20 protein-coding genes and 2 pseudogenes are annotated in these 23,332 nt (G+C 61.2%); 6 read left to right on the top strand and 16 right to left on the bottom strand.

All coding sequences use genetic code 11. From position 1 onward, the window contains the following. Position 1: 1 nt before the first annotated feature. Genes OKW29_RS20600 through OKW29_RS20590 form a run of 3 tightly spaced genes read right to left on the bottom strand, consistent with a single transcriptional unit; the run spans position 2 to position 3,574 of the window. Positions 2 to 1,003, bottom strand: coding sequence for a 4-hydroxythreonine-4-phosphate dehydrogenase PdxA (locus OKW29_RS20600; protein ID WP_187614187.1), 1,002 nt, complete (start codon positions 1,001 to 1,003; stop codon positions 2 to 4). 23 nt (positions 1,004 to 1,026) lie between these two features. Beyond that, positions 1,027 to 2,202, bottom strand: a complete 1,176-nt coding sequence (locus tag OKW29_RS20595) for an L-rhamnonate dehydratase (protein ID WP_429292331.1) — start codon at positions 2,200 to 2,202, stop codon at positions 1,027 to 1,029. Positions 2,203 to 2,233: 31 nt separating this feature from the next. Further along, positions 2,234 to 3,574 (bottom strand): MFS transporter, encoded by a 1,341-nt coding sequence (locus OKW29_RS20590; protein WP_429292330.1) that lies wholly within the window; start codon positions 3,572 to 3,574, stop codon positions 2,234 to 2,236. A 136-nt stretch (positions 3,575 to 3,710) separates the two neighbouring features. Here OKW29_RS20590 and OKW29_RS20585 point away from each other — a divergent pair, with 136 nt between their 5' ends. Beyond that, positions 3,711 to 4,646, top strand: a complete 936-nt coding sequence (locus tag OKW29_RS20585; protein ID WP_429292329.1) for a LysR family transcriptional regulator — start codon at positions 3,711 to 3,713, stop codon at positions 4,644 to 4,646. Here the strand turns inward: OKW29_RS20585 and OKW29_RS20580 are convergent. Further along, positions 4,621 to 5,958: an MFS transporter gene (locus tag OKW29_RS20580; RefSeq protein WP_429292328.1), complete on the bottom strand. Its 1,338-nt coding sequence runs from the start codon at positions 5,956 to 5,958 to the stop codon at positions 4,621 to 4,623. The two genes, OKW29_RS20585 and OKW29_RS20580, sit on opposite strands and share 26 nt — an antisense overlap. Positions 5,959 to 6,212: 254 nt before the next feature. On the opposite strand from OKW29_RS20580, the gene OKW29_RS20575 reads away from it, so the two are divergent. Next, positions 6,213 to 6,593 carry a hypothetical protein gene (locus tag OKW29_RS20575; protein WP_429292327.1) on the top strand — a complete coding sequence of 127 codons (381 nt, stop codon included), beginning with the start codon at positions 6,213 to 6,215 and terminating at the stop codon, positions 6,591 to 6,593. Positions 6,594 to 6,673: 80 nt separating this feature from the next. Continuing rightward, positions 6,674 to 6,853 (top strand): annotated as a pseudogene (locus tag OKW29_RS20570) (LysR family transcriptional regulator); the annotation flags it as partial. 20 nt (positions 6,854 to 6,873) lie between these two features. Here OKW29_RS20570 and OKW29_RS20565 read toward each other — a convergent pair. Both OKW29_RS20565 and OKW29_RS20560 read right to left on the bottom strand, forming a co-directional pair. Continuing rightward, positions 6,874 to 7,284, bottom strand: a complete 411-nt coding sequence (locus OKW29_RS20565) for a hypothetical protein (RefSeq protein ID WP_429292326.1) — start codon at positions 7,282 to 7,284, stop codon at positions 6,874 to 6,876. Next, positions 7,277 to 7,681, bottom strand: coding sequence for a M35 family metallo-endopeptidase (locus OKW29_RS20560; protein WP_429292325.1), 405 nt, complete (start codon positions 7,679 to 7,681; stop codon positions 7,277 to 7,279). The genes OKW29_RS20565 and OKW29_RS20560 overlap by 8 nt, the downstream gene beginning before the upstream one ends. Here OKW29_RS20560 and OKW29_RS20555 point away from each other — a divergent pair, their 5' ends adjacent. Both OKW29_RS20555 and OKW29_RS20550 read left to right on the top strand, forming a co-directional pair. After that, complete coding sequence (locus tag OKW29_RS20555; protein ID WP_429292324.1) at positions 7,682 to 7,921, top strand: hypothetical protein; 240 nt, start codon at positions 7,682 to 7,684, stop codon at positions 7,919 to 7,921. Next, entirely contained in the window at positions 7,906 to 8,346 is a 441-nt protein-coding gene (locus OKW29_RS20550) for a hypothetical protein (protein WP_429292323.1), read from the top strand. Before OKW29_RS20555 ends, OKW29_RS20550 begins: the two co-directional genes overlap by 16 nt. A 7-nt stretch (positions 8,347 to 8,353) precedes the next feature. Here the strand turns inward: OKW29_RS20550 and OKW29_RS20545 are convergent, their stop codons facing one another. The 4 genes from OKW29_RS20545 to OKW29_RS20530 are packed head-to-tail and all read right to left on the bottom strand — an operon-like array spanning position 8,354 to position 12,758. Further along, positions 8,354 to 8,689, bottom strand: coding sequence for a hypothetical protein (locus OKW29_RS20545; RefSeq protein WP_429292322.1), 336 nt, complete (start codon positions 8,687 to 8,689; stop codon positions 8,354 to 8,356). A 36-nt stretch (positions 8,690 to 8,725) separates the two neighbouring features. After that, on the bottom strand, positions 8,726 to 9,811 hold the full coding sequence (locus OKW29_RS20540; protein WP_429292321.1) for a sugar-transfer associated ATP-grasp domain-containing protein: 1,086 nt from the start codon (positions 9,809 to 9,811) through the stop codon (positions 8,726 to 8,728). A gap of 2 nt (positions 9,812 to 9,813) precedes the next feature. Beyond that, positions 9,814 to 11,196 carry an undecaprenyl-phosphate glucose phosphotransferase gene (locus OKW29_RS20535; RefSeq protein ID WP_090809184.1) on the bottom strand — a complete coding sequence of 461 codons (1,383 nt, stop codon included), beginning with the start codon at positions 11,194 to 11,196 and terminating at the stop codon, positions 9,814 to 9,816. Between the two features lie 41 nt (positions 11,197 to 11,237). Beyond that, entirely contained in the window at positions 11,238 to 12,758 is a 1,521-nt protein-coding gene (locus OKW29_RS20530; protein WP_429292320.1) for a mannose-1-phosphate guanylyltransferase/mannose-6-phosphate isomerase, read from the bottom strand. Between the two features lie 635 nt (positions 12,759 to 13,393). Between OKW29_RS20530 and OKW29_RS20525 the strand changes: the two genes are divergently transcribed. Next, positions 13,394 to 14,701 (top strand): O-antigen ligase family protein, encoded by a 1,308-nt coding sequence (locus tag OKW29_RS20525; RefSeq protein WP_429292319.1) that lies wholly within the window; start codon positions 13,394 to 13,396, stop codon positions 14,699 to 14,701. On the opposite strand, the gene OKW29_RS20520 is transcribed toward OKW29_RS20525, so the two are convergent. The 6 genes and pseudogenes from OKW29_RS20520 to OKW29_RS20495 all read right to left on the bottom strand — a co-directional run bounded on the left by OKW29_RS20520 (position 14,677) and on the right by OKW29_RS20495 (position 23,317). Next, the gene (locus tag OKW29_RS20520; protein WP_429292318.1) at positions 14,677 to 15,867 is read right to left on the bottom strand and encodes a glycosyltransferase family 4 protein; all 1,191 of its coding nucleotides are present in this window, start codon (positions 15,865 to 15,867) and stop codon (positions 14,677 to 14,679) included. The genes OKW29_RS20525 and OKW29_RS20520 overlap by 25 nt on opposite strands. A gap of 51 nt (positions 15,868 to 15,918) precedes the next feature. Continuing rightward, positions 15,919 to 17,235: a lipopolysaccharide biosynthesis protein gene (locus tag OKW29_RS20515; protein ID WP_429292317.1), complete on the bottom strand. Its 1,317-nt coding sequence runs from the start codon at positions 17,233 to 17,235 to the stop codon at positions 15,919 to 15,921. A 16-nt stretch (positions 17,236 to 17,251) separates the two neighbouring features. Further along, complete coding sequence (locus tag OKW29_RS20510) at positions 17,252 to 18,262, bottom strand: glycosyltransferase family 2 protein (protein ID WP_429292316.1); 1,011 nt, start codon at positions 18,260 to 18,262, stop codon at positions 17,252 to 17,254. 69 nt (positions 18,263 to 18,331) lie between these two features. After that, positions 18,332 to 19,802 (bottom strand): annotated as a pseudogene (locus OKW29_RS20505) (hypothetical protein). A gap of 18 nt (positions 19,803 to 19,820) precedes the next feature. Next, positions 19,821 to 20,936, bottom strand: coding sequence for a glycosyltransferase family 4 protein (locus OKW29_RS20500; protein WP_429292315.1), 1,116 nt, complete (start codon positions 20,934 to 20,936; stop codon positions 19,821 to 19,823). Between the two features lie 59 nt (positions 20,937 to 20,995). After that, positions 20,996 to 23,317 (bottom strand): polysaccharide biosynthesis tyrosine autokinase, encoded by a 2,322-nt coding sequence (locus OKW29_RS20495; protein WP_429292314.1) that lies wholly within the window; start codon positions 23,315 to 23,317, stop codon positions 20,996 to 20,998. Between the last annotated feature and the right edge of the window lie 15 nt (positions 23,318 to 23,332).

Raw genomic sequence — 23,332 nt, 5'->3', positions numbered from 1 at the left:
GTTAGTTCACGCGCTCGGTCGCCATCCGCGTGACGATGTCGAACGCCTTCTGCGTCGCGCCGACGTCGGCCTTGCCCTGGCCGTGGATGTCGAACGCGGTGCCGTGCGCGGGCGTCGCGATCGGAATCGGCAAGCCGCCGTGCACGGTCACGCCGCGCCAGAAACCCATCAGCTTCATCGCGATCTGGCCTTGATCGTGGTACATCGTGACGACGCCGTCGAAGGCCTTCTGGTCGCGCGCGCGCACGAAGATCGTGTCGGCGGGAAACGGTCCTTGCGCGTCGTAGCCGAGCTTGCGCGCGGCCTCGACGGCCGGCGCGATCACGTCGATCTCCTCGCGGCCGAACGCGCCGTTGTCGCCGTTGTGCGGATTGAAACCGCATACCGCGATACGCGGCTGCGGATGGCCGGCTCGCTTCAGGCCTTCGTGAATCAGCCGCACCGCGCCGACGATGCGCTCCTCCGACAACTTCGCGCTGACGTCCTTCAACGCCATATGCGAGGTCACGCGCGAAGTCCATAGCTCGTCGAGCACGTTGAACTCGCAGAAGCTGCCCGTGTAGCCGAGCTGCTTCGCGAACCACTCCATCTCGTCGCCGGTTTCCATGCCGGCCAGATGCAGCGAGGTCTTGTTGACCGGCGCGAACAGCATGCCTTGGGTGACGTTGCTTTGCGTCAGCGCGAGCGCGTGCCTGAACGCAGCGAGACTATAGCGGCCGCCGTGTTCGGTCGCCACCGCACGCTCGAAAGCTTGATCGCCGGGCAGACGGAAATCGATCAGCGACGGCACGCCCTCGCGTTGAAACGCGGCATGCGCATCTTCGACCACGTCGTAATCGAAGCGCTGCTGCGCGATCTTCATGCCGGTTTCGAGCTCGCGCCGGTCGCCGATGATCAGCAGCTCCGCGCGCGCGCGGTTCGCCCGCTGCGCGAACAGACGCGCGATCAGCTCGGGACCGATACCGGCGGGGTCGCCAAGAAGGACTGCGATGCGTGGCTTCATGTGCTTTCCTCGGATCGGTCCACTCATTCGACGATGTTGAAGTCGGCAAGATACTTGTCGCTCAACTTGATGCCAAGACCCGGCACGTCGTCCGACAGTTGCAGATAGCCATTTTCCGGCTGCGGCTCACCTTCGAAGATGTAGTAGAACAATTCGTTGCCAACTTCGACATCGAACACCGGGAAGAACTCCGACATCGGGCTCGCGGTGCTCGACATCGTCAGATGATAGTTGTGCATCTGTCCCGCATGCGGAATCACCGGCACCGACCACGCTTCGGCCATCGCGTTGATCTTGCGCGCCGCCGTGATCCCGCCCACGCGATTCGTGTCGTACTGGATCACGTCGATCGCGCGGCGTTCGAGCAGATCCTTGAAGCCATAGCTCGTGAACTCATGCTCGCCACCCGACACCGGCATCAGGTTCATCTTCTTCAACTCCTGATAGCCTTCGACGTCGTCGCCGATCACCGGCTCCTCGATCCAGCGTGGATTGAATTCGGCGAGTCGCGGCAGCATTCTGCGCGCGTATTCGAGCGTCCAGCCCATATAGCATTCGAGCATGATGTCGACTTCGTCGCCGACCAGTTCACGCAACAGACGCACCTGTTCGATGTTCTTCGCCATGCCTTTCGGGCCGTCTTTCGGACCGTAGCCGAAGCGCATCTTCATCGCGGTGAAGCCGCTGTCCAGATAGCTTTCCGCTTCGCCGAGGAAAGCGTCGCGATCATCGTTGTTGTAAAGCTTCGATGCATAGCACCAGATCTTTTCTTTCGTGCGTCCGCCGAGCAGCTTGAACACCGGCTTTTTCACGGCCTTGCCCATGATGTCCCACAGCGCGATATCGATCGCGGAGATCGCCGCCATGCCGATGCCTTTGCGGCCCCACGCGAGCGTGCGGCGATACATCTTCTGCCAGATGTATTCGTTGTCGAACGGGTCTTCGCCGATCGCGATCGGCGCGAGGTATTCGTCGATGATCTGCTTCGCGATGCGCGGCGCGAGCGCGCAATTGCCGATGCCCACGGTGCCGTCGTCGCATTCGACTTCGACGACGAGCCAGCCGTGAAAGCGGAACGACCCCATCGCATCGCCACGCTCGTACAGAATATCTACCGCGTTCGTGCAGAAATGCGCTTGCGGCGGCACGACTTTGCCGTTCCACTCGAAAACACGCGTTCGGATATGCTTGATTTTCATGTTCGACGATTTCCTTCAGAGAATCAGAGAGTCAGTGGCCCGGGCGTTCGCCGAGCGGGCCGCTGCGATGAGAGACGGAATGGGAGGCGGCAGGGGCGAAGCGGAACGTCAGCAGCAGCAATGCGCCAATCAGTCCGACCACCGCGAGCGAGAACATACCCGCCTGCGAAGAGCCGATCGCGCGCTCGGCCAGCCCCTTCAGATTCGGCGCGACGAAGCCGCCCAGATTGCCTATCGAATTGATCAACGCGATGCCGCCCGCGGCCGCGGCGCCGCCCAGGTAACCGGTGGGCAGCGTCCAGAACAATGGCTGCACGCAGACAAAACCGATGGCGGCGAAACAGAAGGCGGCAATCGCAAGCGTGACCGACGACGTCATCGCCGACGCGGCAATGCCGACCGCCGCGAGCGCGAGCATCGCCGCGGCCCAGGTACGGTGATGACCGTGGCGGTCGGCGTAGCGCGTCACCCAGAACGTGCCGATGATCGCGGCGATCCACGGAATCGCTGTCAGCATTCCGACCTCGACGCCGACATGGCCGCCGCTCGCGAGCCCGGCGATGCGGGTTGGCAGATAGAACACGACGCCATACACGCTCATCTGCACCGCGAAGTAGATCAGGCCGCAGAACAGTACGCGCGAATCGCGCAGCGCCGCGAGCACCGAAGCCGGACCATGCGCGAGCTTCTGGCGGTCTTCCTGGCGCAACGCGTGATCGAGCGCGTCACGCTCTTCGGCATCGAGCCAGTGCGCCTGCACGGGCCGGTCGGTCAGATAGAAGTAAGCGACGACACCCACCACCGACGCCGCCAGCCCCTCGACGACGAACAGCCATTGCCACGGATGCATGCCGAACGGATTGCCCGCATCGAGCAGCAGACCCGAGATCGGGCTGCCGAGCAGGAGCGCGAGCGGGAAGCCGAAATAGAACATGCCCATCGTCTGCGAGCGCGTCTTCGCGGGAAACCAGTTCGACAGGAACAGGATGATGCCGGGAAAGAAACCGGCTTCGGCGATGCCGAGCAGCGTGCGCAGCACATAGAAGCTCGTGGCGCTGTCGACGAAGGCGGTGCACGCGGACACGATGCCCCACGTGACCATGATGCGGCTCATCCAGATGCGCGCGCCGAAGCGGTACATCAGCAGGTTGCTCGGTACTTCGAACACCGCATAGCCGACGAAGAAAATGCCGGCGCCGAACGCGAACGCCGCGTCGCTCAAGCCCGTGTCTGCCTGCAGCACGTTCTTCGCGAAGCCGACGTTCGCGCGGTCGATGAACGCCAGTACGTACATCAGGATCAGAAAAGGCAGCAGCCTCGTGCGCGCTTTGGTAATCGCGCTGTCGAGCGCGGGGCTCGCGGTCATCGTCATGCGTCGTCTCCGGTTTTGTCTTGTCAACGCGAACGGCGTTGCGATTGCCGTCCTGCGATAACCGCCAGTGTGCGAAACTATCCGATAACTGACCACTGAATAATTCGAATCGGCCGATTCGCTAAAGTTATCGCTCATGATCCCGCCCGCCTCCACCATTCGCAAACGCTTGCGCCTGCGTCATCTGCAACTGATGGTCGCGCTGTCGGAAACGGAATCGCTGCGGCGTGCCGCCGACGATCTCGCGATGACCCAGCCCGCCGCGACCAAGGCCTTGCAGGAACTCGAAGACACGCTCGGCGTATCGCTGTTCGTACGCCATGCGCGCGGCATGGAGCCGACGATCTTCGGCGAGGCCGTGATGCGCTATGCGCGCGTCGTGTTCCAGGATCTCGACGAGCTGCGCGAGGAGTTGGCCGGCATCGAGGCCGGCGACATCGGCAAGGTGCGCATCGGCGCGGTGATGGCGCCGTCGCCCGAATTGCTGACGCACACGATCGTCAAGCTCAAGGAAGCGCACCCGCGCCTGCAGATGGCGGTCACGATCGACACCAGCGACGTGCTCGTGCAGTCGCTGCAACAGGATCAGCTCGATATCGTGATTGGCCGGATTCCCGATGGTTTTCCGGCGCTCGATCTGAGCTTCGAGACGTTGGCGGAAGAGGCGCTGTCGATCGTCGTGCGGCCCGATCATCCGGCCGTGAAAACAGGCAAACAAACGGGCGCGCGGCCGAAGCTCACGGACCTCGCGCGCTATCCGTGGATCATCCAGCCGCATCCGAGCCCGATGCGCCAGGTCATCGATCAAACGTTTCGCGAGTCGCGCGTCGCGCCGCCGGTCAGCACGGTCGAGACGTCGTCGATTCTGACCACGCTGTCGTTGCTGCGCGACTCGGACATGCTCGCCGTGCTGCCGAGTTCGGTCGCGCAGTACTACGTCGCGCTCGATGCGATCGCCGCGATCGCGACGCCGCTACGCGGCCGGCTCGCACCGTATGGGCTGATTCTGCGCAGAAACCGGCGCATCACGCCGGCGATGCAACTGGTCATCGATTCGATTCGCGCGGCGTGAGGTTTTCTGCGAAGCGCAATTCGCCGCCCGCATTGATGTCCGCGAGATCCGGGTGAGCGCGAGCCGCGTCGAGCGGAATATCCGGCCGCATGAAGAAGGTCGCGACGATGCCGAGCGCGAGCAGTCCGAGCGAGCCCGCGAACGGCAGCGTCCAGCTACCCGTGCGGTCCACGATCAGGCCGAACACGATCGGCGTGAAAATCCCCGCAACCGCCGAGCCCGCATTCACGAGCCCGCTCGCGACACCGACGTGCCGCGGGCTGATGTCCATCGGCACGGCCCAGATCGGCCCGATCGTCATTTCGAGGAAGAAGAACGACAGGCTCATGCACGCTGCCATGACCGGCAGCGACTTCACGACCATCACCGGCGCGAGGAACACCAAAGCGCCGAGAAACGCGCAGATGATCACGTTGCGGCGCGCCGCGACGACGTTGCGCGTACGCTTCAACACGCGGTCGCTGAGCACGCCGCCCGCGGTATTGCCGACCACGCCGGACAGAAACACGCCCGCGGAGAACATCGCCGAGCTTTTCAGATCGAGGCCGCGACCGTGCATGAAGAACGTGGGCAGCCAGGTGAAGAACAGCCAGCCAGTCCAGCCGTAGCAGAAGTAGACGAGCATCGTTGGTGCGATGCGTTTGAGCAGACGCCGCCACGGCGTGGGCTCGCGCGTCGCTTCGATCGCGGATTGACGGACCGGTGGCAATTGCGTTTCCTGCTCCGCGGTCATATGGCGATGCTTGCGCGGATCGTCCGTGAAATACCATGCGTAGACCACGACCCACACGAACGTCAGCGCGGCGACCGCGAGAAACGACACCCGCCACGACGAATACCCGACCAGCAGCGCGATCAGCGGCGGCGTAATCGCATTGCCGAGCCGCGAGAACGAATGCGTGAGGCCTTGCACGAAGCCACGCCGGTTCGACGGGAACCAGTTGGTCAGCGCCCGCGCCTGCGCGGGCAGCGCCGCGCCTTCGCCGATGCCGAGCAGCAACCGCGCGCCGAACAGCGACGCGAGCCCGCCCGCGAGACCGGTCGCGACCGTCGCGACGATCCAGATGCTTGCGCAGGTCACGAGCGTGAGCTTCGCGCCGAAGCGGTCGCTGACCCAGCCGCCGATCACCTGGCACAGCGCGTACGTGTACGCGAACGCGGCGAACACGAGGCCGACGTTGGTATTGCTCAGATGCAGATCGTCGCGGATCAGCCCGGCCGCCGCCGACAGGTTGACGCGATCGAGATACAAGATGAACGACATCGCGCACATGAGTGCGAGAACCGCCCGGCTGACCTTGGGTCGCAGCATCGTCTCCTCCGGATTGTCGCGTGAGCCCGCGCCGATGCTCCGACGTTGGCGTCCGCTATGGCTTGTTTTGTGCGCACATTATCAGAAGCCGGGTGATAGTTGACCAATGAATTGTTTGGATACAGCGATCACTGGGGGTTATCGCTTTCATCCTTCGCCCATAGCCGAGCGTTGACTGTCAGGTATAGATTTGGGGCTCCATGCGACCGACCCGCAGTACGGCGCAAAACTGATCAGCATCATTCGCTCACGCCATGTCGATCAATATGACGTCCGGTAGAACAGACAAAACCTTGAAAACACGATTCGTGACCTTCGCTCTGCTTCTCGCCAGCGTGCACGCAATGGCATCGGGGCAGACGACCGCCACAGCGGATCAGGCAGCGGAACGGGCAGCGAAAGTTACCCAGAGCCACCATCTATCCTCTAACCCCACCCAATGCCTGATGTTCGACGTATCCGATGAGAAGCGCTATTTCATCGTCGGGGTTCATGAGAAACACACCCCCGAATGCGGTGGCGATCCGGCTACCGCACCGGTACTGTTCTTCCTGAAGATACGCAAGCGAGATGGCTACGTCGTCACCAATCATCGTGACGGGGATCATTTCGCGCCGCTCCCGCCGAAACAATGATCCCGGACCCGCCACCACCACGGCGGATCCCCCCTCTGTTGCCTCGCACCCCGCACTGGTTGCGCTCGCTCTTACCCGGCATGAACCTCGGGGCTCTTCAGTGCTTCGTCATTCTCGCGGAGGTACTCAACTACAGCCGCGCCGCGAAGCGGCTGCATACCGCGCAGCCCGCGCTGAGCCAGCAGATCCGCTCGCTCGACGAACTGCTCGGCACGCGGCGGCGTCGACCGCACGCGGCGGATCGACTCAACCACAACTTAACGCACATTGGATGTAAGCGCTATTGACCCGTACAACACTTGTTAGGACAATCGGGCTCAAACGATATTTCAACACGCCGGCCGTTTTCGACATCGTTCTTCGAATAGACGCGCGAACTGGTCTTTACCGTTCCACGCAAGAAGCCAAATTGATCCAGCACCGCTTTACCCGCTATCAGGCGAGCTTGGGCCAATTGGGTTGCGTTCTGCTCGCGTTCCTCAGCATGCCCACTTACTAGCGTTGTTTCCTCGGTTTTGTGATTCGCATATGTAATATTTTGATCGACTACCCAGTTAGCAAGCCTCAAAACCTCATCAGCGGGGATAACGGCAATATTTGGTGGAAAGTAGATATCGAAATTCTCGCCAGGCATACATGCAAAAACATGTCCCGATATCAAAGCCGAAATGATGACGTAAAGTTTACGCATTGTAGATAACGTATCCGGCGATGCTGTCAGCGTTATCGATTGCCTGTTCGGGATTCGTTCCTCCCCACGAAAGGCACTCGTTCATGAAGTACTTCCAATCTTTGGTTCCCATAGTGTCTTGAAAGTGACTCGCCTCATGAATGAGCGTAGAAACAATTGAATCCTTGTCCCAAGAGAAGTCACGCATTGAACAAAAATCCAAGTGTATAGCGATCGTGTGTGTTTTGGTGTCTGGCGCGCATACTTCAGCGCTATCCAACGGAAACCATTCGCCGGTTTCGACGTTCAGAGCCATTGCGGACGGCATTGGCGGGAAGTTTGAATATATTGAATATGTCACGCGGCAAAGCTGGCATTCTTCCTTGCCCCCGGCGTATTCCTGTTTCTGTTGCTCCATTTGACCTCTGCTGGTTTTCCAGAACACAGCCGACGAATTAACCATCCAAAACGAATCACAGTCAATGACTTTATCGACGCGGTCATCGAAGGCGCGCGGCGTCAGCGGGTCAAGAAAGCGGCGGTGCTCGCGTCGATTGCCAGTAGCACGTTCGAGCGCGGCTGGGTCAACGTGCAGCGCGACCCGGACGATGAACAGCTTATGAGCGCCTTGCCACCAGCCACATGGCGCACTACCTGAACGCTGCAAGCCTTCCCGATCTCGCGCGCGCGGCAGCGCGCGCGGCGCAGCGGCGCCCGGTGCAACAACGCGCCGCCGCGCCTTGCGAATGCACGGGCACTCCCCTCGACGGCTGGCAATCGCAACCGCTGTCGCTCGACGAAACGCTGTTCGAGAAGACCGGCACACTGGTGCCGGAGGATGATCCCGAGCCGACCTTCAGCGAATATCTGCCAGATAAGACGAGCTACTGGTCGGCCGATGCGCCGGTCGCGCCGCGCTATTTCCCGTACAACCGCTGCGGCGTATGGCAGTGCTCGACCTGCGGGCGACTGTACATGCGCTATGTCGAAGGCGGCGGTTATTTTGTCGATCGCAGGATTCGCGCGGTAAATGCTGATCTGATCGAGGACGTGCCACTGCCCGCATCACGCGGTTTGCCATAGCCGCGCTTCACGCATCGTCCTTCCCCGTGCGCGCGACGCTCAGCAGTTCTCTAACGCGTCGCGCGAGATTCGACAACGCGCCGCCGGACCGCGCGACGGCCTGCTGTCTGTGTGGCATACGTTGCAGATCGTGCCAGTCGTCATCGAGCGCTCTTGCGTGAGCGTCCGCGCCATACGGCCATTCGACGACCACCGCGCGCAAGCGGGCAGCGCGCGAGCTTCTGTCGGCGCGATCGATATACGCATTGATCTGCGACGCCTCGTACCGCGCCGATTCCTCCGAATCCATGGCAATGAAGTCGTTCAGTCCTTCGATATGGACGCACCATAACTGTTCGCTCACGTCGCGTCTCCTACTACGTTTTTTTGGCCTGCCCGATCAGCCCAGTGACAGCCGTGCAAACTCAGGTTCGGCCCTCAGCCGTTCCCAGTTCAGATCCGCGAAGCACGGGCCTTGCGTCGCCTCGCTGAATTTGACGTCGTTGTGCTTGCCGTTCCACTCCATCACCTTGACCTGGCCGTTCGCGTCGACCGTGAGATCCCAGCCGATGCAGCGCGCAAACGGAATCTTCCTGTGCAGGCGTAGCACGGTGGCCATGCATTTCTCGAAACATGGAATCTTCACACCCGCAAAGCGCGCGCCCGAGTCTGGATGCGCGTCCACCGCGGCCCAGTCGCTCATATACCCCTCGTCACACAGTTCGCCCGTTTCGAGTTCGACCGGCACGCATATCTCGCGATCGCTCAGCACATGCGTATCGTCCGCTCTGCCGAGTCGCAAGTAGCAGGCCCGAATGGAAATGCGACCGGCCTCGTCCACCACGGTCGTGAAGCGCAATGTCGCCACCGGCTTCGCAGCAAACGTAGTGAACAGACTGTGCTGCTTGATGAACGTCTGGATCACGCCATTGCCGAGCGACCTGATGACCGCGGGGTCGAAGTTGGCACGGTCGAAGAAGTAGACACCGTTGCCCTGTCCGGAACCGTCGAGCTTGAATACGACGCGTTCGGTGTGCTCGAACACGACGTCTGTCAGATCGCGCTCGGGCACCACGACGCATTTGTGGGTAAAGAACAGCCCATTGGCAAAGTACGCGACGTCCGGCAATTCGTCGCCGTCGCAGATCAGCCGTGAAATCGGCTTGAGGCTCGAAATCTTGCCGTACCAGCCTTGCATATGCGGCACGACGACGATGCCGTAGTAGTTGTCCGGAATCCAGCCTTCCTTGAAGGTGCCGCAAAACGCGGTATAAACGCGCAGCCAGGGTGCGTAGACCGGATCGCCGAACACGTCTCGCGCATAGGTGTCCGCGAGGCGCAGTTTGTTCGGATCGGTCTTGCCATACCTGCTTTCGAGTCGCTCCAATATTTTTCTCGCCTGCAATTCGTGATCGTGGTGAAAGCGGTAAAGCGAGACCCGCTTCGCAGATCGTCTCACTATGTTTTCAACTCCGGATAGCATCATGCTCAGTACGCGTTTGGATGATGAAGCCCCTTGAAAATCGTGGCCAGAATGATCTTCATGTCGAGCCAGAACGACCAGTTGCGCAGGTAGTACAGATCGTGTGCGACGCGGCCCTCCATCTTTTCCAGGCGATCGGTTTCGCCACGATAGCCGTTGATCTGCGCCCAGCCGGTAATGCCGGGTTTGATCCGATAACGGTGGATATAGCCCGATACGATGTTCTGATAGAGATCGTCGTGTTCGAGCGCATGCGGGCGCGGCCCCACCACCGACATATCGCCGCGCAGCACGTTGAAGAACTGCGGTAGTTCGTCGAGACTCGTGCGGCGCAGGAACGCGCCGACGGTCGTGATGCGTGGATCGTCGCGCGTGGCCTGTTCGAGAATGCCCGGCTTCTGCTCGTGCAGGCGCATCGTGCGGAACTTGTAGATCGTAAATACGCGGCCGTCGGCGCCTTTGCGACGCTGCGTGAAGAACACCGGCCCGCGCGAACTCAGTTTGACGGCGATCGCGCAGCCCAGCAGTATCGGCGAGATCGCGATCAACGCGACGAGCGCGAACAGACGATCGAACAGGTCTTTTTGCACCAAGGCCTTCGGCGGCAGCGGCGACGCGGCAAGATTGATCGTCGGCAAGCCGAGCAACTCGGTCATGCTGCCTTCGAACAGCGCAAGCGAGCGCACGTCGGGCATGAAGCGCACATTGATCAGGTCGTTGCGAAACTCCGCCACCAGCTTGAGAATCGCGCGCTCCTCTGTGAGCGGCAACGCCAGCCACACTTCGCCGATCTGCTGTTCGCGCACGTAGCGAGCGAACGCACCCTGTTCTTCGAAGACCTGCACCGACGAGCGCGGCGGAATGCAGCAGCCGGGGTGCAGGTTATACAGCGCATTCGCGCGAAAGCCGGCCGCGGGCGACGTCTCGATCTTATGGATGATCTCGTCGCAATGTTCGCCGCACGCCGCCACCGCGACCTGCTGCAAGTTCATCCCCGCATGACGCATGCGCCCAAGCAACGCATGCGTGACCAGCCGGCCGGCCATCATTGCCGCGCCCGAAATGCCGGTCCAGTACACGAACCAGAGTCGCGACACGAAATCGATCCGGTGCAGCGAGAACATCAGCACCATCGCGCAGGCCTGCACGACGAGCCAGCCGAGCGCCACCTGGCTCGCCAGCACTCTCTTCGAGCGGCCACGCCAGGATTGGTAGACGCCGAGCGCCGGAAAGACCGCCAGAGCGAACGCCGCGGCAAAAGCGACGAAGGCGAAATAAAAGCTCCGTTGCGAGCCGCCGTCGAAGCGGATCTGGGAGGCCGCAAATGCCCCAGCCACGATCATCGCGACGTCGAACGCTCTCGCCAGCAGACCAGTCAGCAATCGCATCACAGCCCCCTCATAGGACGTAGCAGGTCGACTCCGTCGCATCAGCCACAACGCCCGTACTTGTCGTCGAAACGAACGATGTCGTCTTCGCCGAGATAAGTACCCGACTGCACCTCGATGATCTGCAGCGGCACGCGGCCCGGATTTTCGAGCCGATGGCGAACACCCAACGGGATATAGGTCGATTCGTTTTCGCCAAGAAGAAACTGCTCTTCCCCACGCGTGACGTGTGCGGTTCCACACACCACGATCCAATGCTCGGCGCGATGATGATGCATTTGCAACGACAGACGGCCGCCGGGCATCACGACGATGCGCTTCACCTGAAAGCGCTCGCCATGATCGATCGAGTCGTAAAAGCCCCACGGGCGACGCACTTTTCTGTGCGCATCGGCCTCCGGCGACTTCTCGGCCCTGATCCGCGACACGAGTCCCTTGATGTCCTGCACATGCGAGCGATCCGCGACGAGCACGGCGTCGTCGGTTTCGATCACGATCATGTTGTTGGTGCCGACGCAGGCGAGAAGCCTGCCTCCTTGCGAGCGTGCGTAGGTCGCGGTGGCCCCTTCGAACACCACGCGGCCGCTGGCCGCGTTACCGCAGTCGTCCTTCTCCATCGCTTGCCATACGGCATCCCACGAGCCGAGATCGGACCAGCCTGCTTCGAGCGGCACCACCACGCCGGAAAACGCCGACTCCGGTTTGCCAAGCTGTTCCATCACCGCATAGTCGATCGAGTCGGACGGCGAACCCAGGAACCCCTCGGCGTCTGGCATGATGCATTCTTCAGTCTTCTTCGCGTCGCGGTATGCCTGAACGCAGGCCGCGTGCATGGCCGGCTGAAACTGCTCGATGATGGAGAGCCAAACCGACGCTCGCACGACGAAGATGCCGCTATTCCACCAGTAATTGCCCGACGCGACGTACTGGGCCGCGAGTTCCGTCGCGGGCTTCTCGACGAAGCGCTCGATGCGGCGCGCGCCGTCTGGCAACGCGTCGCCGAGCCGGATATAACCGAAGCCCGTGTCGGGCCGTTCGGGCGGTACGCCTAGCGTGACGATCGCGCCGTCGCGCGCATGCCTCGCGGCGATGTCCAGCGCGTGGTGAAGCGCTTCGAGATTCGCGATCGCATGGTCGGCGGGCATGGCGACCAGAATGGCGTCTGCGTCTTCCGCGCATGCCGTCAACGCGGCAAGCGTCAATGCCGGCGCCGTATCGCGACGCGCGGGTTCGACCACGATCCGCGCGTTCACGCCGATCTCGCGCGCCTGTTCGTAAGTGGCGAAATAATGCTCGGTTCCGCAGACGATCACGGGATCGGCCGCGATGTTCCATGCGCCATCAAAACCCGCCATGCGCCCCATGGTTGCTTGCAGCAAAGTCTGATTGCCGATCACGTCGATCAGTTGTTTTGGAAACTGTTCGCGCGACACCGGCCACAACCGGGTGCCGGAACCACCGGCGAGAATCACCTGCACCAGCGTCGGAAACTCCGCCTCGGCAGAATCCTGTCGTATCGTTTCGACATCCGCTGCGGCTGCTGCCGCGGTAACCTTGCCCATCGCTCACTCCTTCGCATTGAAACCGGCTCGGGAACGCGTTTCCCTCGAGGACACCGCATAACGCGGTGTGCCGCGATCCACGCAAATACCGTCTGATGTGATTCATGACAGGGCGTGCGCGTCAAACGGACCAGACCAGTAGTTCAGTTCGCAGTGAAAGATGCATGCGCCTACAGCGAATCCGGCTCGATCGGGAAGTACGGAAACTGACTGGCCGAATCGCAATGGTCTGCTCGACAACGACGAACGGAAAACGATTGAAACGAAAGATCGAATGCGGCAAACGACCTGCATCGGATCTAGTCGACATCGTGCCCCGATGAATTCATCATAGTGAGAGCGCATTGCGACGCAGCCCATCTGGCGCGAAGCGCGGAAGTTTTGGCGGTGCTCGCGGACTTAATTTAACAAGCTTGCGAACGAGCTTGCACTTCTATTGCAGGGCGCGCGATTGGAAATAAGCAGCGACACGTGCTACCGTTTAATGAACGTCCCGTGGCATTCATGTCAAAGATAAACAGCGGTGTGATCCCCGCGCGGGCCACACTGTGAGTTTTCCGCTGTTCCAATCTCGCCATCATCCAGCGCATGGACACAACCCCAACCGGCGCGCCATTCGTTTTTCTGGAGTTGCAATGGCCTATATTTCGCTAGTCGCACTTTTCCTGACGGTCACGAATTTCGTGCCCATCAGTGCGATCGGCTTTGTCCCGTTGCTATTGCTGGCATGGCGCTTTTACGGCCGCAGTTATCCCGCGTTCATCGCGCCGCTTACCGCTTTCACGGTGCTCGCGACCGTCTCGACGCTGCTCTATGATCCGCAGTCGTTCCTCGACTTCGACTTTTATCGGCGCGATGGCAATTTTTTCGTTTCCTATGCGCCCATTTTTGCCGGTTTCGTGTATGCGCACCGCTGGGATCTGCACAAGGTACTGCGTGCGCTGTTCATTTTCGCGGTCATCGTCAATCTGCCGATGTACGTCTACTACATCGCCACGAACGGGCTGTTCAGCATCTTCGTTAATCCGGCCGACAGTTTCGGCAGCTACTTCATTGCGCGCAACGCAGCCGGCGGCTTCCTGGCAATGCTGTTCTGTCTCGGCGTAGCGTGCTACCTGCAAAAACGCAGCAAGCTGCTGATCGCGCTGCTCGCCTGCAATGTGCTGATGCTGTTTTCGACCTACAGCCGTGGCTCGCTGCTTGGCGCGGCGGCCGTTCTGCCCTATCTGTACTTTGGCCGCAAGCGCTGGATTCTCGGCACGCTGATAGCCGTGCTGCTGCTCGCCTCGGTCGCCATCGCGATCTACCATACCCAGCCGCACGTCGACTACATGGGCTATACGTTCGCGATTCACGCCAATGACGCCAAGGTCAATAACCTCAACATTCGCTACGAGTGGTTGTGGCCGCGAGCGCTCGCGTATTTCGTGCAAAGCCCGCTCGTCGGTCTCGGCTTCGGCTCCTTCGACGACCACATCGGCAGCCTCGCCTCGTACTTCCATCTGTTCGCGGTGCCGTCCGACGTGGTGATCGAGCACAGCGACTCGCACGCTCACAACTCGTATCTGAATATCCTCGCCGAGCTCGGCGTAGTGGGCTTGACGCTGATCCTCGCGTTCTTCTGGAGACTGATCGAGTGGAGCAGGCAGGGGGCGGCGTATGCCGCGTTGGCCGAGGGCGGCCGCCAGTTCGCGGCGTTCCGCTTCGTCGAGATTTCGTCGGTTTGCCTGCTGGTGATGTCGGCAACCGAGCATCGGCTGGTCACGCCGTCGAATGTATTGATTCTTTCTCTGGTGATCTCGCTGCTGCTAGCCGCGCGTCCGCTGGCGGCCACCGCATTCAGGCCCGGCCCGCGCGGAGCGCGCAAGGCGGGCAACGTGGGCACGCGAGCTGCACAGCCCGTGCCCCAGCGCCCGACTCAGGGCGTAACGTCGGCAAGATGACGTTCTTCGGCCGGCAGCGACTGACTCGGCGCATAGGGAAGAAACTGTTCGACGCACGCATACGGGAGCCGCGCGTCGACGAAGCCCATCAGGGCCTTCTTGAAGTTCTCCGACGAAAACCGCTCGGCATTCTTGCGGCACACGCGTGCGTCGAATAGGGCTGCGTTGCTCTCGAACCGGGTAACGGCTTCGAGCAACGACGCGGTGCTTTGCTCACCGAAGAAAACCCCGGTGGGTCGCTCGAGCGGCAATCCCACTACCGATTCAAGCGCGCCACCGCGGCCGAAGGCGATCACCGGCGTGCCGCATGCCTGCGCTTCGACCACCGAAATGCCGAAGTCTTCTTCCGCCGCGAACACGAACGCGCGCGCGCGCCGCAAATGATCGACCAGCACATCGGACGGCTGATGCCCGAGAATCTGGACGTTGTCGCCGGCCACCGCTTTGATCTTCTTCATCTCGGGACCGTCGCCGATCACGACCAGCTTGCGTTCAGGCGTTTGCGAAAAGGCCTGAACGATCAGATCGATACGCTTATAAGGCACCATCCGCGACGCCGTCACGTAGAAATCCTCTTTCTCCGTACCAATAGGCATGTTCACCAGATCGACCGGCGGATAGATCACGGTCGCGTCGCGCTGATAGGCCTTTCTGATACGCCGCGCAATGAACTGAGAATTCGCGACGAGATGATCGACGCCGTTCGCGGAGCGCGAATCCCAGCCTCGAATGTAATGAAGCAGCACGCGCGCCAACGCGGAGCGCAGCCCTGTGTCGAGATGGGATTCACGCAGGTACTGATGTTGCAGATCCCACGCATAGCGGATCGGCGAATGAATGTAGCTGATATGCATCTGGTTCGGCCCGGTCAACACGCCTTTCGCGACCGCGTGCGAGCTCGAAATGACGAGATCGTAGCCTGACAGATCCACCTGCTCGATCGCAATCGGCATCAACGGTAGATAGGCGCGGTATCGTCTTCGCGCAAACGGCATCTTCTGGATGAATGACGTGTTGACGGACTTCCCCTTCACGCAATCGCGGTCTTCGAGAAAATCGACAATCGAAAAGACATCCGCGTCCGGGAAGCACTCGATGATGTTCTTCAATACTTTCTCGGCGCCGCCGGACACTACGAGCCAATCGTGAACAATAGCGACTTTCACTTCGACCTCCTGTGACAATGCACCCAAACTCCCACACACCCACGCGCCACTTCAATCGTCCTTTGCGCCGCCCGCCTGCGTACTAAGCCCGCACACCACCCGCACCCGCTCGAGCGCCCGCTCGGCGCCGGGCAACAGCCCGACCAGCTCGAGGCGAATCAATACGCTGAGCAGCGTCACCGACAGCGCCGCTTCGCCGATCACCCGAGCAGAGGCCATGCCAATCGCGCCGAAACGCGGCGCGAGAACGAGCGCCGCTGCCAGATTCACCAGCGCCGAGGCGACGCCGGCCATCGCGAGCACCCGGTCTCTCCTGCGCGGCACGAATACATAGAGCGCGACGAACTCGTTGAAAGCTGCGAACGGGAACATCCATGCAAACACCTGCAACACGTGCACGCTCGGCTCGAACGCGGCGCCGAGAATCAGCGGCAACACGAAAGGCGACAGCGTCAACGCGCCGCACAGCACGAGCACGCCATAGCCGAGCAGCAAGATGGCGCCGCGCCGCGTCGTGACATGCGCGCCCGCCTTGTCGCCCTGCGCGAGTTGCCGGGTTATCGTCGGAATAAAGACTTGCGCCGCGGGGGCCATCAGGCTGAGTCCGATCGTCGCGAAACGCTCGGCCGCGCCGAAATAGCCGACCTCCGCGGGCGTCGAGAACAAGGTCAGCAAATACGTCGACGATGCCGTCAGCACGACGGAGCCGGACGAATAGCAGAACAGCATCGTCGACCTGCGCACGAGCGGCAGGACGCCGGCAAACGCCAGACGCGGCCAGCCGAGTTGCCACGTCGTCAAACCGTAGGCAATGATCGAGGACGCGATACCCGCAATCAGCAGACTCGCCAACACCCATACGGCATCGTTCGGTCCTTTGACGAGAGTCAGCACCAGCACGAGACTCAGCGCGAAGCCGAACACTTCGATCATGATCGGCGTTCGAATGTGTTGCCGCCCCTGAAACAGCCAGCCGAGATTGCATGCCGACACGATACCTAGCAAGGTCGCGAGCAGGCCGATCAGCGGCCGCTCCGACAGTAACGGTGAACAGAACGTCGCAATGATGCCGATGCCCGCGCCGATTACGGCGAGTGTCAGCCGCGCGCTGACATGCAGCGAATAGATCGCATTGCATTCCTGGGTCGACTGCGCTTTCGCCACCTCGCGCATGCCGACGAAGGTAAAGCCGAAGCCGACGAGCATCCATATCACGTTCATCAGCGACATCGACGCGAGTACCCGGCCGTATTCGGCCACGCCGAGCACTCGGCCATAGAACGGCACGACAATCAGGAGGTACACGTACCTCATGAAATAGCCGGCGTAAACAAATACGATCAGGTTGGCGCTCGTTCGTCTATCCATGCCGTCCTCCTTCGCCTCAGCGTCCTGCGACGCGACGGCGCGCGAGCGGGTTCGCGATATAACGCACCGCGAAATCCGACAGCGGCGAGTAAGGCACGAGACACAGGCTCGACAGTACGAGCGTGCCGAGCTTCTTCTTCAGGCTCCAGAACGGATTTGCAATGATCGTGTACAGATAGTTGCGCGAATCGCGGATTATCCAATGCCAACGCCTGAGCAGGGTCGCGCGATAAACGGAAGAGCAGAATGTCGCTTTCTCGTGTGAGAAGTCGAGAAATGCTGCCGGTAGTTCTATGTCGAGCCGATCTTTTGCAATATTGCCCAGAATGGCCCAGCGCATGTTGAACGCGCGCGGCGCTTTCGTCAGTTGTTCCGAGTTCGCGAACGACACCGTTTCACTGCCCACGTTATGCACCCGGTAGCCGCCCAGCGACTTCGACACGGTCGCGATCGGTCCAGCCAGCGCGACGCCATAGATCGCATAAAAGTCCGCGCCATAGCGATTCACGCCCTCTTCGGGAACCGGGAAGATCTGCTTGAGCGCGCTCACCCGGTAAGCATTGCCAGACGCGGGCGGGGACGGATAGAGCCACCCGCCGCGCAGCAGCCTGCCGCAGTCGTGTGGCGGCTCGCTATTCGGCACGTAGGCGCCCGTCAATGCGCCTTCGTTGTCCATCACGTCGAGCCGGAATTGCACCTTGGCCCACTCGCCGCCCTCGAAAAAGCGCATGACTTCGGTAACCGCGGATGGATACAGCACGTCATCGGAATCGAGAAGGATTACATACTCGGTGGTGAGCGACGCGATTGCATAGTTGTAGGCGGATACTTGTCCGCCGTTTTTCTTGCACAACGTCAGTACGCGATCGCCATAGCTTTCGATGATCGCGCGCGAACCGTCGGTCGAGGCATCGTCGACGACCATGACGGTAGTCGCCGGATAATCCTGCGCGAGCGCCGAGTCGATCGCCGCGGCCAGATAGTGCTCGTAGTTGTAATTGCAAATCGCAATGGTGACCTGCTTCATGATGTGTCAACGCTATCCGTCAGGTTCGATCCGCCGGCTCCCGGCGGTCGTCATGCTCGCGAAATATCGCTATGCCACTGCCTGCGTCACACGACGTACCACGAGATAAGCCAGATGTTTGGGCGGATTATTACCAGCGCCGTTCACCTGGTCGGGTACCTTGAATCGCACGTTCATCAAATCGTTGTCCCAACTCGATGCAACCTTGTCCGGTGCGCTCGCCTCGCCGCTCAGCGCATCGATGAAATCGACCTGCACCGCGTGCGAGCGCAGCGGCTGCAGCCCGCCGATGGAAATGTTCTGCCAGCCCGCGCTGCTGCTCACCTGCATCACGAGGTCGTTGCCGGAAAGCAAGGCATTTGCAGCAACACCCGGACCGCATTGCAGCGGCTTCGAAAAACTCGCCAGATGCCCACCCGCTGTTTGATGCAACACGATGATGCAACACGACCAAGCTTCGACCGGAAACGTTGTAGGTTCGTTCAGGCGGACCGGGATGCGTGAGACGAAAAGGTTCATAGCCGTCCCAGTGATAGATCATCGACAGATACTTGTTCGGGTCGTCCCAATTCCTGCCGAGCGCCCACACCGCGAAGTCGAAGAAATAACGCGGCAAATAGTGCGGGTCTTTCATGTACTCGTTGCCGATCTCCGTTTGCCAGATGCCGCGCGCGGGACCGTTCTGCACATATCGCTGGTACAGCGATTCCATATCGGCAACCGGCAAGTAGTGCGTGTCGATGTAGTCGACCCAATCGAGCATGCGCTCTTTCAAGACCGGACTGCGATATTCGAGCCAGCGGTGGAAGTTATCGAGGCCGCCTTGGTCCGGCCAGCCGCCATACACCACATATGCGCGATAACTGCGAATGATGCGGGCCGCCGGAATATGAATCCGCTCCACGTAATCCTGCATCGCGCGCTCATACGGTTTCGAGCGTTTTTCGTCCTTGCTGAACTCCGGGCCGTGCCAGAACACGGACTTAGGCAAGCCGCCGGACAACTTGCCGGCCGCCTCGTTCCAGACCTGGAAATAGCGCAGGTTATAAGGCGGCGCCGAATACTTGCGCACCACGGCGTCGACATACTGCTTCCACGCGTCCACGTCGACGGGTGCCGAATTGCTGTCGCCGGGCACAGTCGCATTCCATCTCGGCGTATAGCCGAGCATCAACAGCGAACCGATTCCATTGCGTTCGTTTCGCAACAGTGCCGGCGGCAGATCGATATCGAACGCCGAGCTCGTTTTGTCGATGCGCATCGCCTCGCCGGGCCGATCAGGTTGACCAGGGCCGACCGTGTCACGGCCCCAGCTAATGCCCATCGCTCGCCACATCTCGATGTCGGCGGCCGATCCGGCCCAGCCGTTCGTGCCGATCAGATCGGTCATCATGCGGGCGCGCGCGTTCGCGGGCGCTGGGTCCGGTACCAATGCGAGAGCGGGCCGGAGAGTCGACAACGGCGCGGCCGCACCCGCCGCCAACGCGGCGAGTGTGCGCAATGCACATCTTCTGCCAGCACGGGTCTTCATGCGATCCATGTTCGTGCCCACCCATCGCTAGCTCGCGGACGCGCGCGGCGTCAGTTCGGGCAGCCGCTCGCCAGTCTTGACATCGAGGATTTCGAGCACCGTTTGCGCCGCGCGCTCCCAGCGAAACTCGCGCGCATGCAGCAGCCCCGCGCTGCGATAACGTTGGCGAAGATCGGCGTCGCTCATCATCTGCGCGATCTTGGCGGCGATGTCGTCCGCGGAGGTCGCGTCGCAGTACATTGCGGCATCGCCGCATGCTTCCGGTATCGACGTGCGCGCCGACGCGATCACCGGACAGCCGCAATACATCGCTTCCAGAGGCGGCAGGCCGAAACCTTCGTACAGCGACGGAAACACGAGGCAGCCAGCGCTCTCGTACAGTGCCTTCAGCTCCGCGTCCGACACGAAACCTGCCCACACGACCTGCCGCGAATGCACAGGATGCTCGACGCCTGCACCGCTGAAGATGCGCGGATACTGTTTTCCCACGATGACGAATTTGACGTCGCGCAGATGCCCGAGCCGCACGATCGCATCGAGCACGCCGCGCAGATTCTTGCGCGGATCGAGACTGCCGACGATCACGCAATAGGTGTCCTTGTTCAATTCGAGCCGTCGCAGCACCGATGGGTCGGCAACGATCCGGTCGAAATGATCCGCGCCGGGCGGCACTACTTTCACACGCGATTCGTCGATTTTCAGGTGATGGCAGATACGCATTTTCGAAAACGTCGAGACCGTCAGAACGATCGGATGGGTGCGCGGCAAGAGCGCGAAACAGATGCGATACCAGAGCCGGAATTTCCTCGAAAAGCCCTGCGGCACGTCAAAGACGGCCATGTCGTGAACCATCACGACCTGACTGTGCTTGAACAGCGGGTTCGTATTGCACAGACTCAGCAGCGTGATGCCGCGTGCGGCGATTGGCAGCGTGATCTGCTCCCACAGCGTGCCGCGCAGCCACGGAAAGCGCCGTTGCGGTTTGAGCAGCGCCCCCGGCTCGACCGCGTTTTGCGGCACGAACACTTCCGGTTCGTCACCGGGCGCGGCGCGCATCTGCATGGCCCGCGTCAGCTCATACGCAACGCGTTGAACCCCCGTGATGGACTGAGAAGTAAACTTTCCGTTGATTGCAAAGGCCATCTGGTTCTCCGTTTTACGCCATCGCGAACGCGCTTTACCGCGTTGGGGTCTCCACACGCTCAGGCGCCTCGCGGCGCTTGCTGTCCAACGTCGTTTTCGCCGAAATCGCTGGCATAGTTCGTTTCGTAGCCATAGTTCTTCGTGCTTCGACGCAGCGGAATGCCGTTGAACACCGCGCCCGCGATGCGCCCTTCCGCGCGTTCCACCTTTCTGATCGTGTCGGCGATCTCCTCCTCGCTTTGCATGCCCGAGCGCAGCACGAGCAGAGATGCGCCCGCCTCGTTCGCGACGATCGAGGCGTCGGTGACCGCGAGGAAAGGCGGCGTATCGATGATCACCAGATCGAACTGGCTCGACAGCCGCTCGAGTACATCCTTCAGGCGCGGCCTCATCAGCAGCGCGGCGGGGTTCTCCGGGCGCACGCCGCATGACAGGAACGCCAATCCGTCGATGCGGGTCGAGCGCAGCGCATTGCGGAGCGGCAGGCGTTCGGACAGTACTTCCGAAAGACCTCCACGATTGCTCTCGTTGAATAGCGAGGCGAGATGACCGCGTCGCATGTCGGCATCGATCAGCACCACCCGTGAGCCGATTTCAGCGTGCAGGATCGCCAGATTCGCGGCGACGAAGCTCTTGCCGGCCGACGGCGTGGGCCCGATGATCATCACGATGTTGTTGCGTGCATGCGCGAGATCGCGCGTGACAGCGGTCCGTACGCTGCGCAGCGCTTCGACCGACGTGTCGTGCGGAAAGCGCGCGGCGAGAATCCTGTTCTGGACGCCGGAATCGAACTGAATCTCGTGCCGACTCTTCTGCATCGGCGGATGGGCGCGCCAGGCCGTTGCCGGCAGCGATTTGCGCCCCGCGGTCGCATCGCGGTCGAGCAGCAGTTGCTGATGGCTGAACAGAATCTCGCCAAACACCGGCACGCTCATCTGGCGCTCGACGTAGCGCGGGTCGGTCACGCCGATCATCACGTGGCGGCGCATGAAGACCAACACGACGCCGGACACGATACCGAGCACCAATCCGCCGCCGAGCACGAGAATCGGCTGTGGCATGACCGGCATATGCGGTCTGATCGCGCGATCGAGAATATGCGCGCCGCCCGTCGTGCTGGCGCGGCGCACCTGCAATTGCTCGGCCTTCTGCACCATGCCGAGATACACCGTTTCCGCGACCTTCTGCGCGCGGATCAGATCGACGCTCGCGCGTTCCGACGCGGGCATGCCGTTGAAATGGTCGGAGAATTTCGCTTTCGCATCTTTCAATTGCGCCAGTTGCTCGTCGACGTTCTGCACCCAGCGGCTCTGTTCCGTATAGCGCTCGAGCATTTGCGTGCGCTGCAATTGCAGCGCCGCGATCTGCTTGTCGAGATCGAGGCCGCCCTGCAAATAGGCTTGCGCCTCGTTGGTCGGCTGCATCGATCGCGAGCTCGAGCGGAAGTTCTTCAGCGCTTCCTCGGCTTTTCGCAGATCGCCGAGTAGACGAGGGAGTTCGCCGTTAATAAACGCGAGCGTCTGCGTGTCGTTCGCTTGCCGGCTCGCCACCGCGGATGCGAGGTATTGCTCTCCCAATGCATTGGCGACGGCCGCGGCTTTGTCCGGACTCTTGTCGCGGTACTGGATTTGCATCAGCCCGGAGTCTTTCACCTTGTCGCCAATCTTGACGAGACTGGTGAAGCGCTTGATGGCATCGAGCTCATTCCAGCGGATCACCTCGAACTTCGTACCCGGCCGCGCAGCGAGTTCCTTCACGAGCATCGACACGCCGTTCTGCTTGAGCGGTATGCCGACCGTGCCTCTCGCCAGCAACTCGCCGGACGGGCCGTGCAATTCGAACGCTCCATTGTCGAGCGCGGTCAAGGTCAGCTTCTCTTCCTCGAGTTCGCGCGGCACGTCGAGCTCGGCGATCTGCACACGCTCGCCGCCCCATGCAAACGATTTCAGCCCGAGCCACGGCGCCGCGGGCTGTCCCGGTGTAGCGAATTTTTCGGCGATGTCGCCGAGAACCGGAAGCTTGTGCGGCTTCACCGAAATGTCGAAACGGAACTGGTCCATCACCGGCTGCAAAACTGCACGGCTTTCCATGACCGCCATTTCGGTTACCGACGACGGCGTCGGCGGCGGCAACAGTTCCTGGTTCTGCAACGCGAGTCCGAGGGCATTTGGCTCGGGTGGGTCCACACGAATGATTACGTCAGCGGAATAGATAGGCGTGGCAATCAGAAGATACGCGACCGCGAGCGTGAGGACGACGACGGTCGTCACCACGATCTCCCAGATGTGGTCGCGCATTAGCGTGAGCATCGCGCGGGCACTGAGTTGTCTACGCTCGGTATCAACAGCGGGATAGAGCGAGTTTTGCGGATAGTAATCCACCGGTCTGATCCTTGC

It is taken from the genome of Paraburkholderia sp. CI3, assembly GCF_050436505.1.
GTDB lineage: Bacteria > Pseudomonadota > Gammaproteobacteria > Burkholderiales > Burkholderiaceae > Paraburkholderia > Paraburkholderia tuberum.
The sequence above is the reverse complement of the archived record's forward strand: the minus strand, read 5'-3'. Positions and strand labels throughout refer to the sequence as shown.

Excerpts from the sequence above, each read along its gene's own strand:
- OKW29_RS20600 (WP_187614187.1), bottom strand. The coding sequence starts at position 1,003 with ATGAAGCCACGCATCGCAGTCCTTCTTGGCGACCCCGCCGGTATCGGT.
- OKW29_RS20595 (WP_429292331.1), bottom strand. The coding sequence starts at position 2,202 with ATGAAAATCAAGCATATCCGAACGCGTGTTTTCGAGTGGAACGGCAAA.
- OKW29_RS20590 (WP_429292330.1), bottom strand. The coding sequence starts at position 3,574 with ATGACGATGACCGCGAGCCCCGCGCTCGACAGCGCGATTACCAAAGCG.
- OKW29_RS20585 (WP_429292329.1), top strand. The coding sequence starts at position 3,711 with ATGATCCCGCCCGCCTCCACCATTCGCAAACGCTTGCGCCTGCGTCAT.
- OKW29_RS20580 (WP_429292328.1), bottom strand. The coding sequence starts at position 5,958 with ATGCTGCGACCCAAGGTCAGCCGGGCGGTTCTCGCACTCATGTGCGCG.
- OKW29_RS20575 (WP_429292327.1), top strand. The coding sequence starts at position 6,213 with ATGTCGATCAATATGACGTCCGGTAGAACAGACAAAACCTTGAAAACA.
- OKW29_RS20565 (WP_429292326.1), bottom strand. The coding sequence starts at position 7,284 with ATGCGTAAACTTTACGTCATCATTTCGGCTTTGATATCGGGACATGTT.
- OKW29_RS20560 (WP_429292325.1), bottom strand. The coding sequence starts at position 7,681 with ATGGAGCAACAGAAACAGGAATACGCCGGGGGCAAGGAAGAATGCCAG.
- OKW29_RS20550 (WP_429292323.1), top strand. The coding sequence starts at position 7,906 with ATGGCGCACTACCTGAACGCTGCAAGCCTTCCCGATCTCGCGCGCGCG.
- OKW29_RS20540 (WP_429292321.1), bottom strand. The coding sequence starts at position 9,811 with ATGATGCTATCCGGAGTTGAAAACATAGTGAGACGATCTGCGAAGCGG.
- OKW29_RS20535 (WP_090809184.1), bottom strand. The coding sequence starts at position 11,196 with ATGCGATTGCTGACTGGTCTGCTGGCGAGAGCGTTCGACGTCGCGATG.
- OKW29_RS20530 (WP_429292320.1), bottom strand. The coding sequence starts at position 12,758 with ATGGGCAAGGTTACCGCGGCAGCAGCCGCAGCGGATGTCGAAACGATA.
- OKW29_RS20525 (WP_429292319.1), top strand. The coding sequence starts at position 13,394 with ATGGCCTATATTTCGCTAGTCGCACTTTTCCTGACGGTCACGAATTTC.
- OKW29_RS20515 (WP_429292317.1), bottom strand. The coding sequence starts at position 17,235 with ATGGATAGACGAACGAGCGCCAACCTGATCGTATTTGTTTACGCCGGC.
- OKW29_RS20510 (WP_429292316.1), bottom strand. The coding sequence starts at position 18,262 with ATGAAGCAGGTCACCATTGCGATTTGCAATTACAACTACGAGCACTAT.
- OKW29_RS20500 (WP_429292315.1), bottom strand. The coding sequence starts at position 20,936 with ATGGCCTTTGCAATCAACGGAAAGTTTACTTCTCAGTCCATCACGGGG.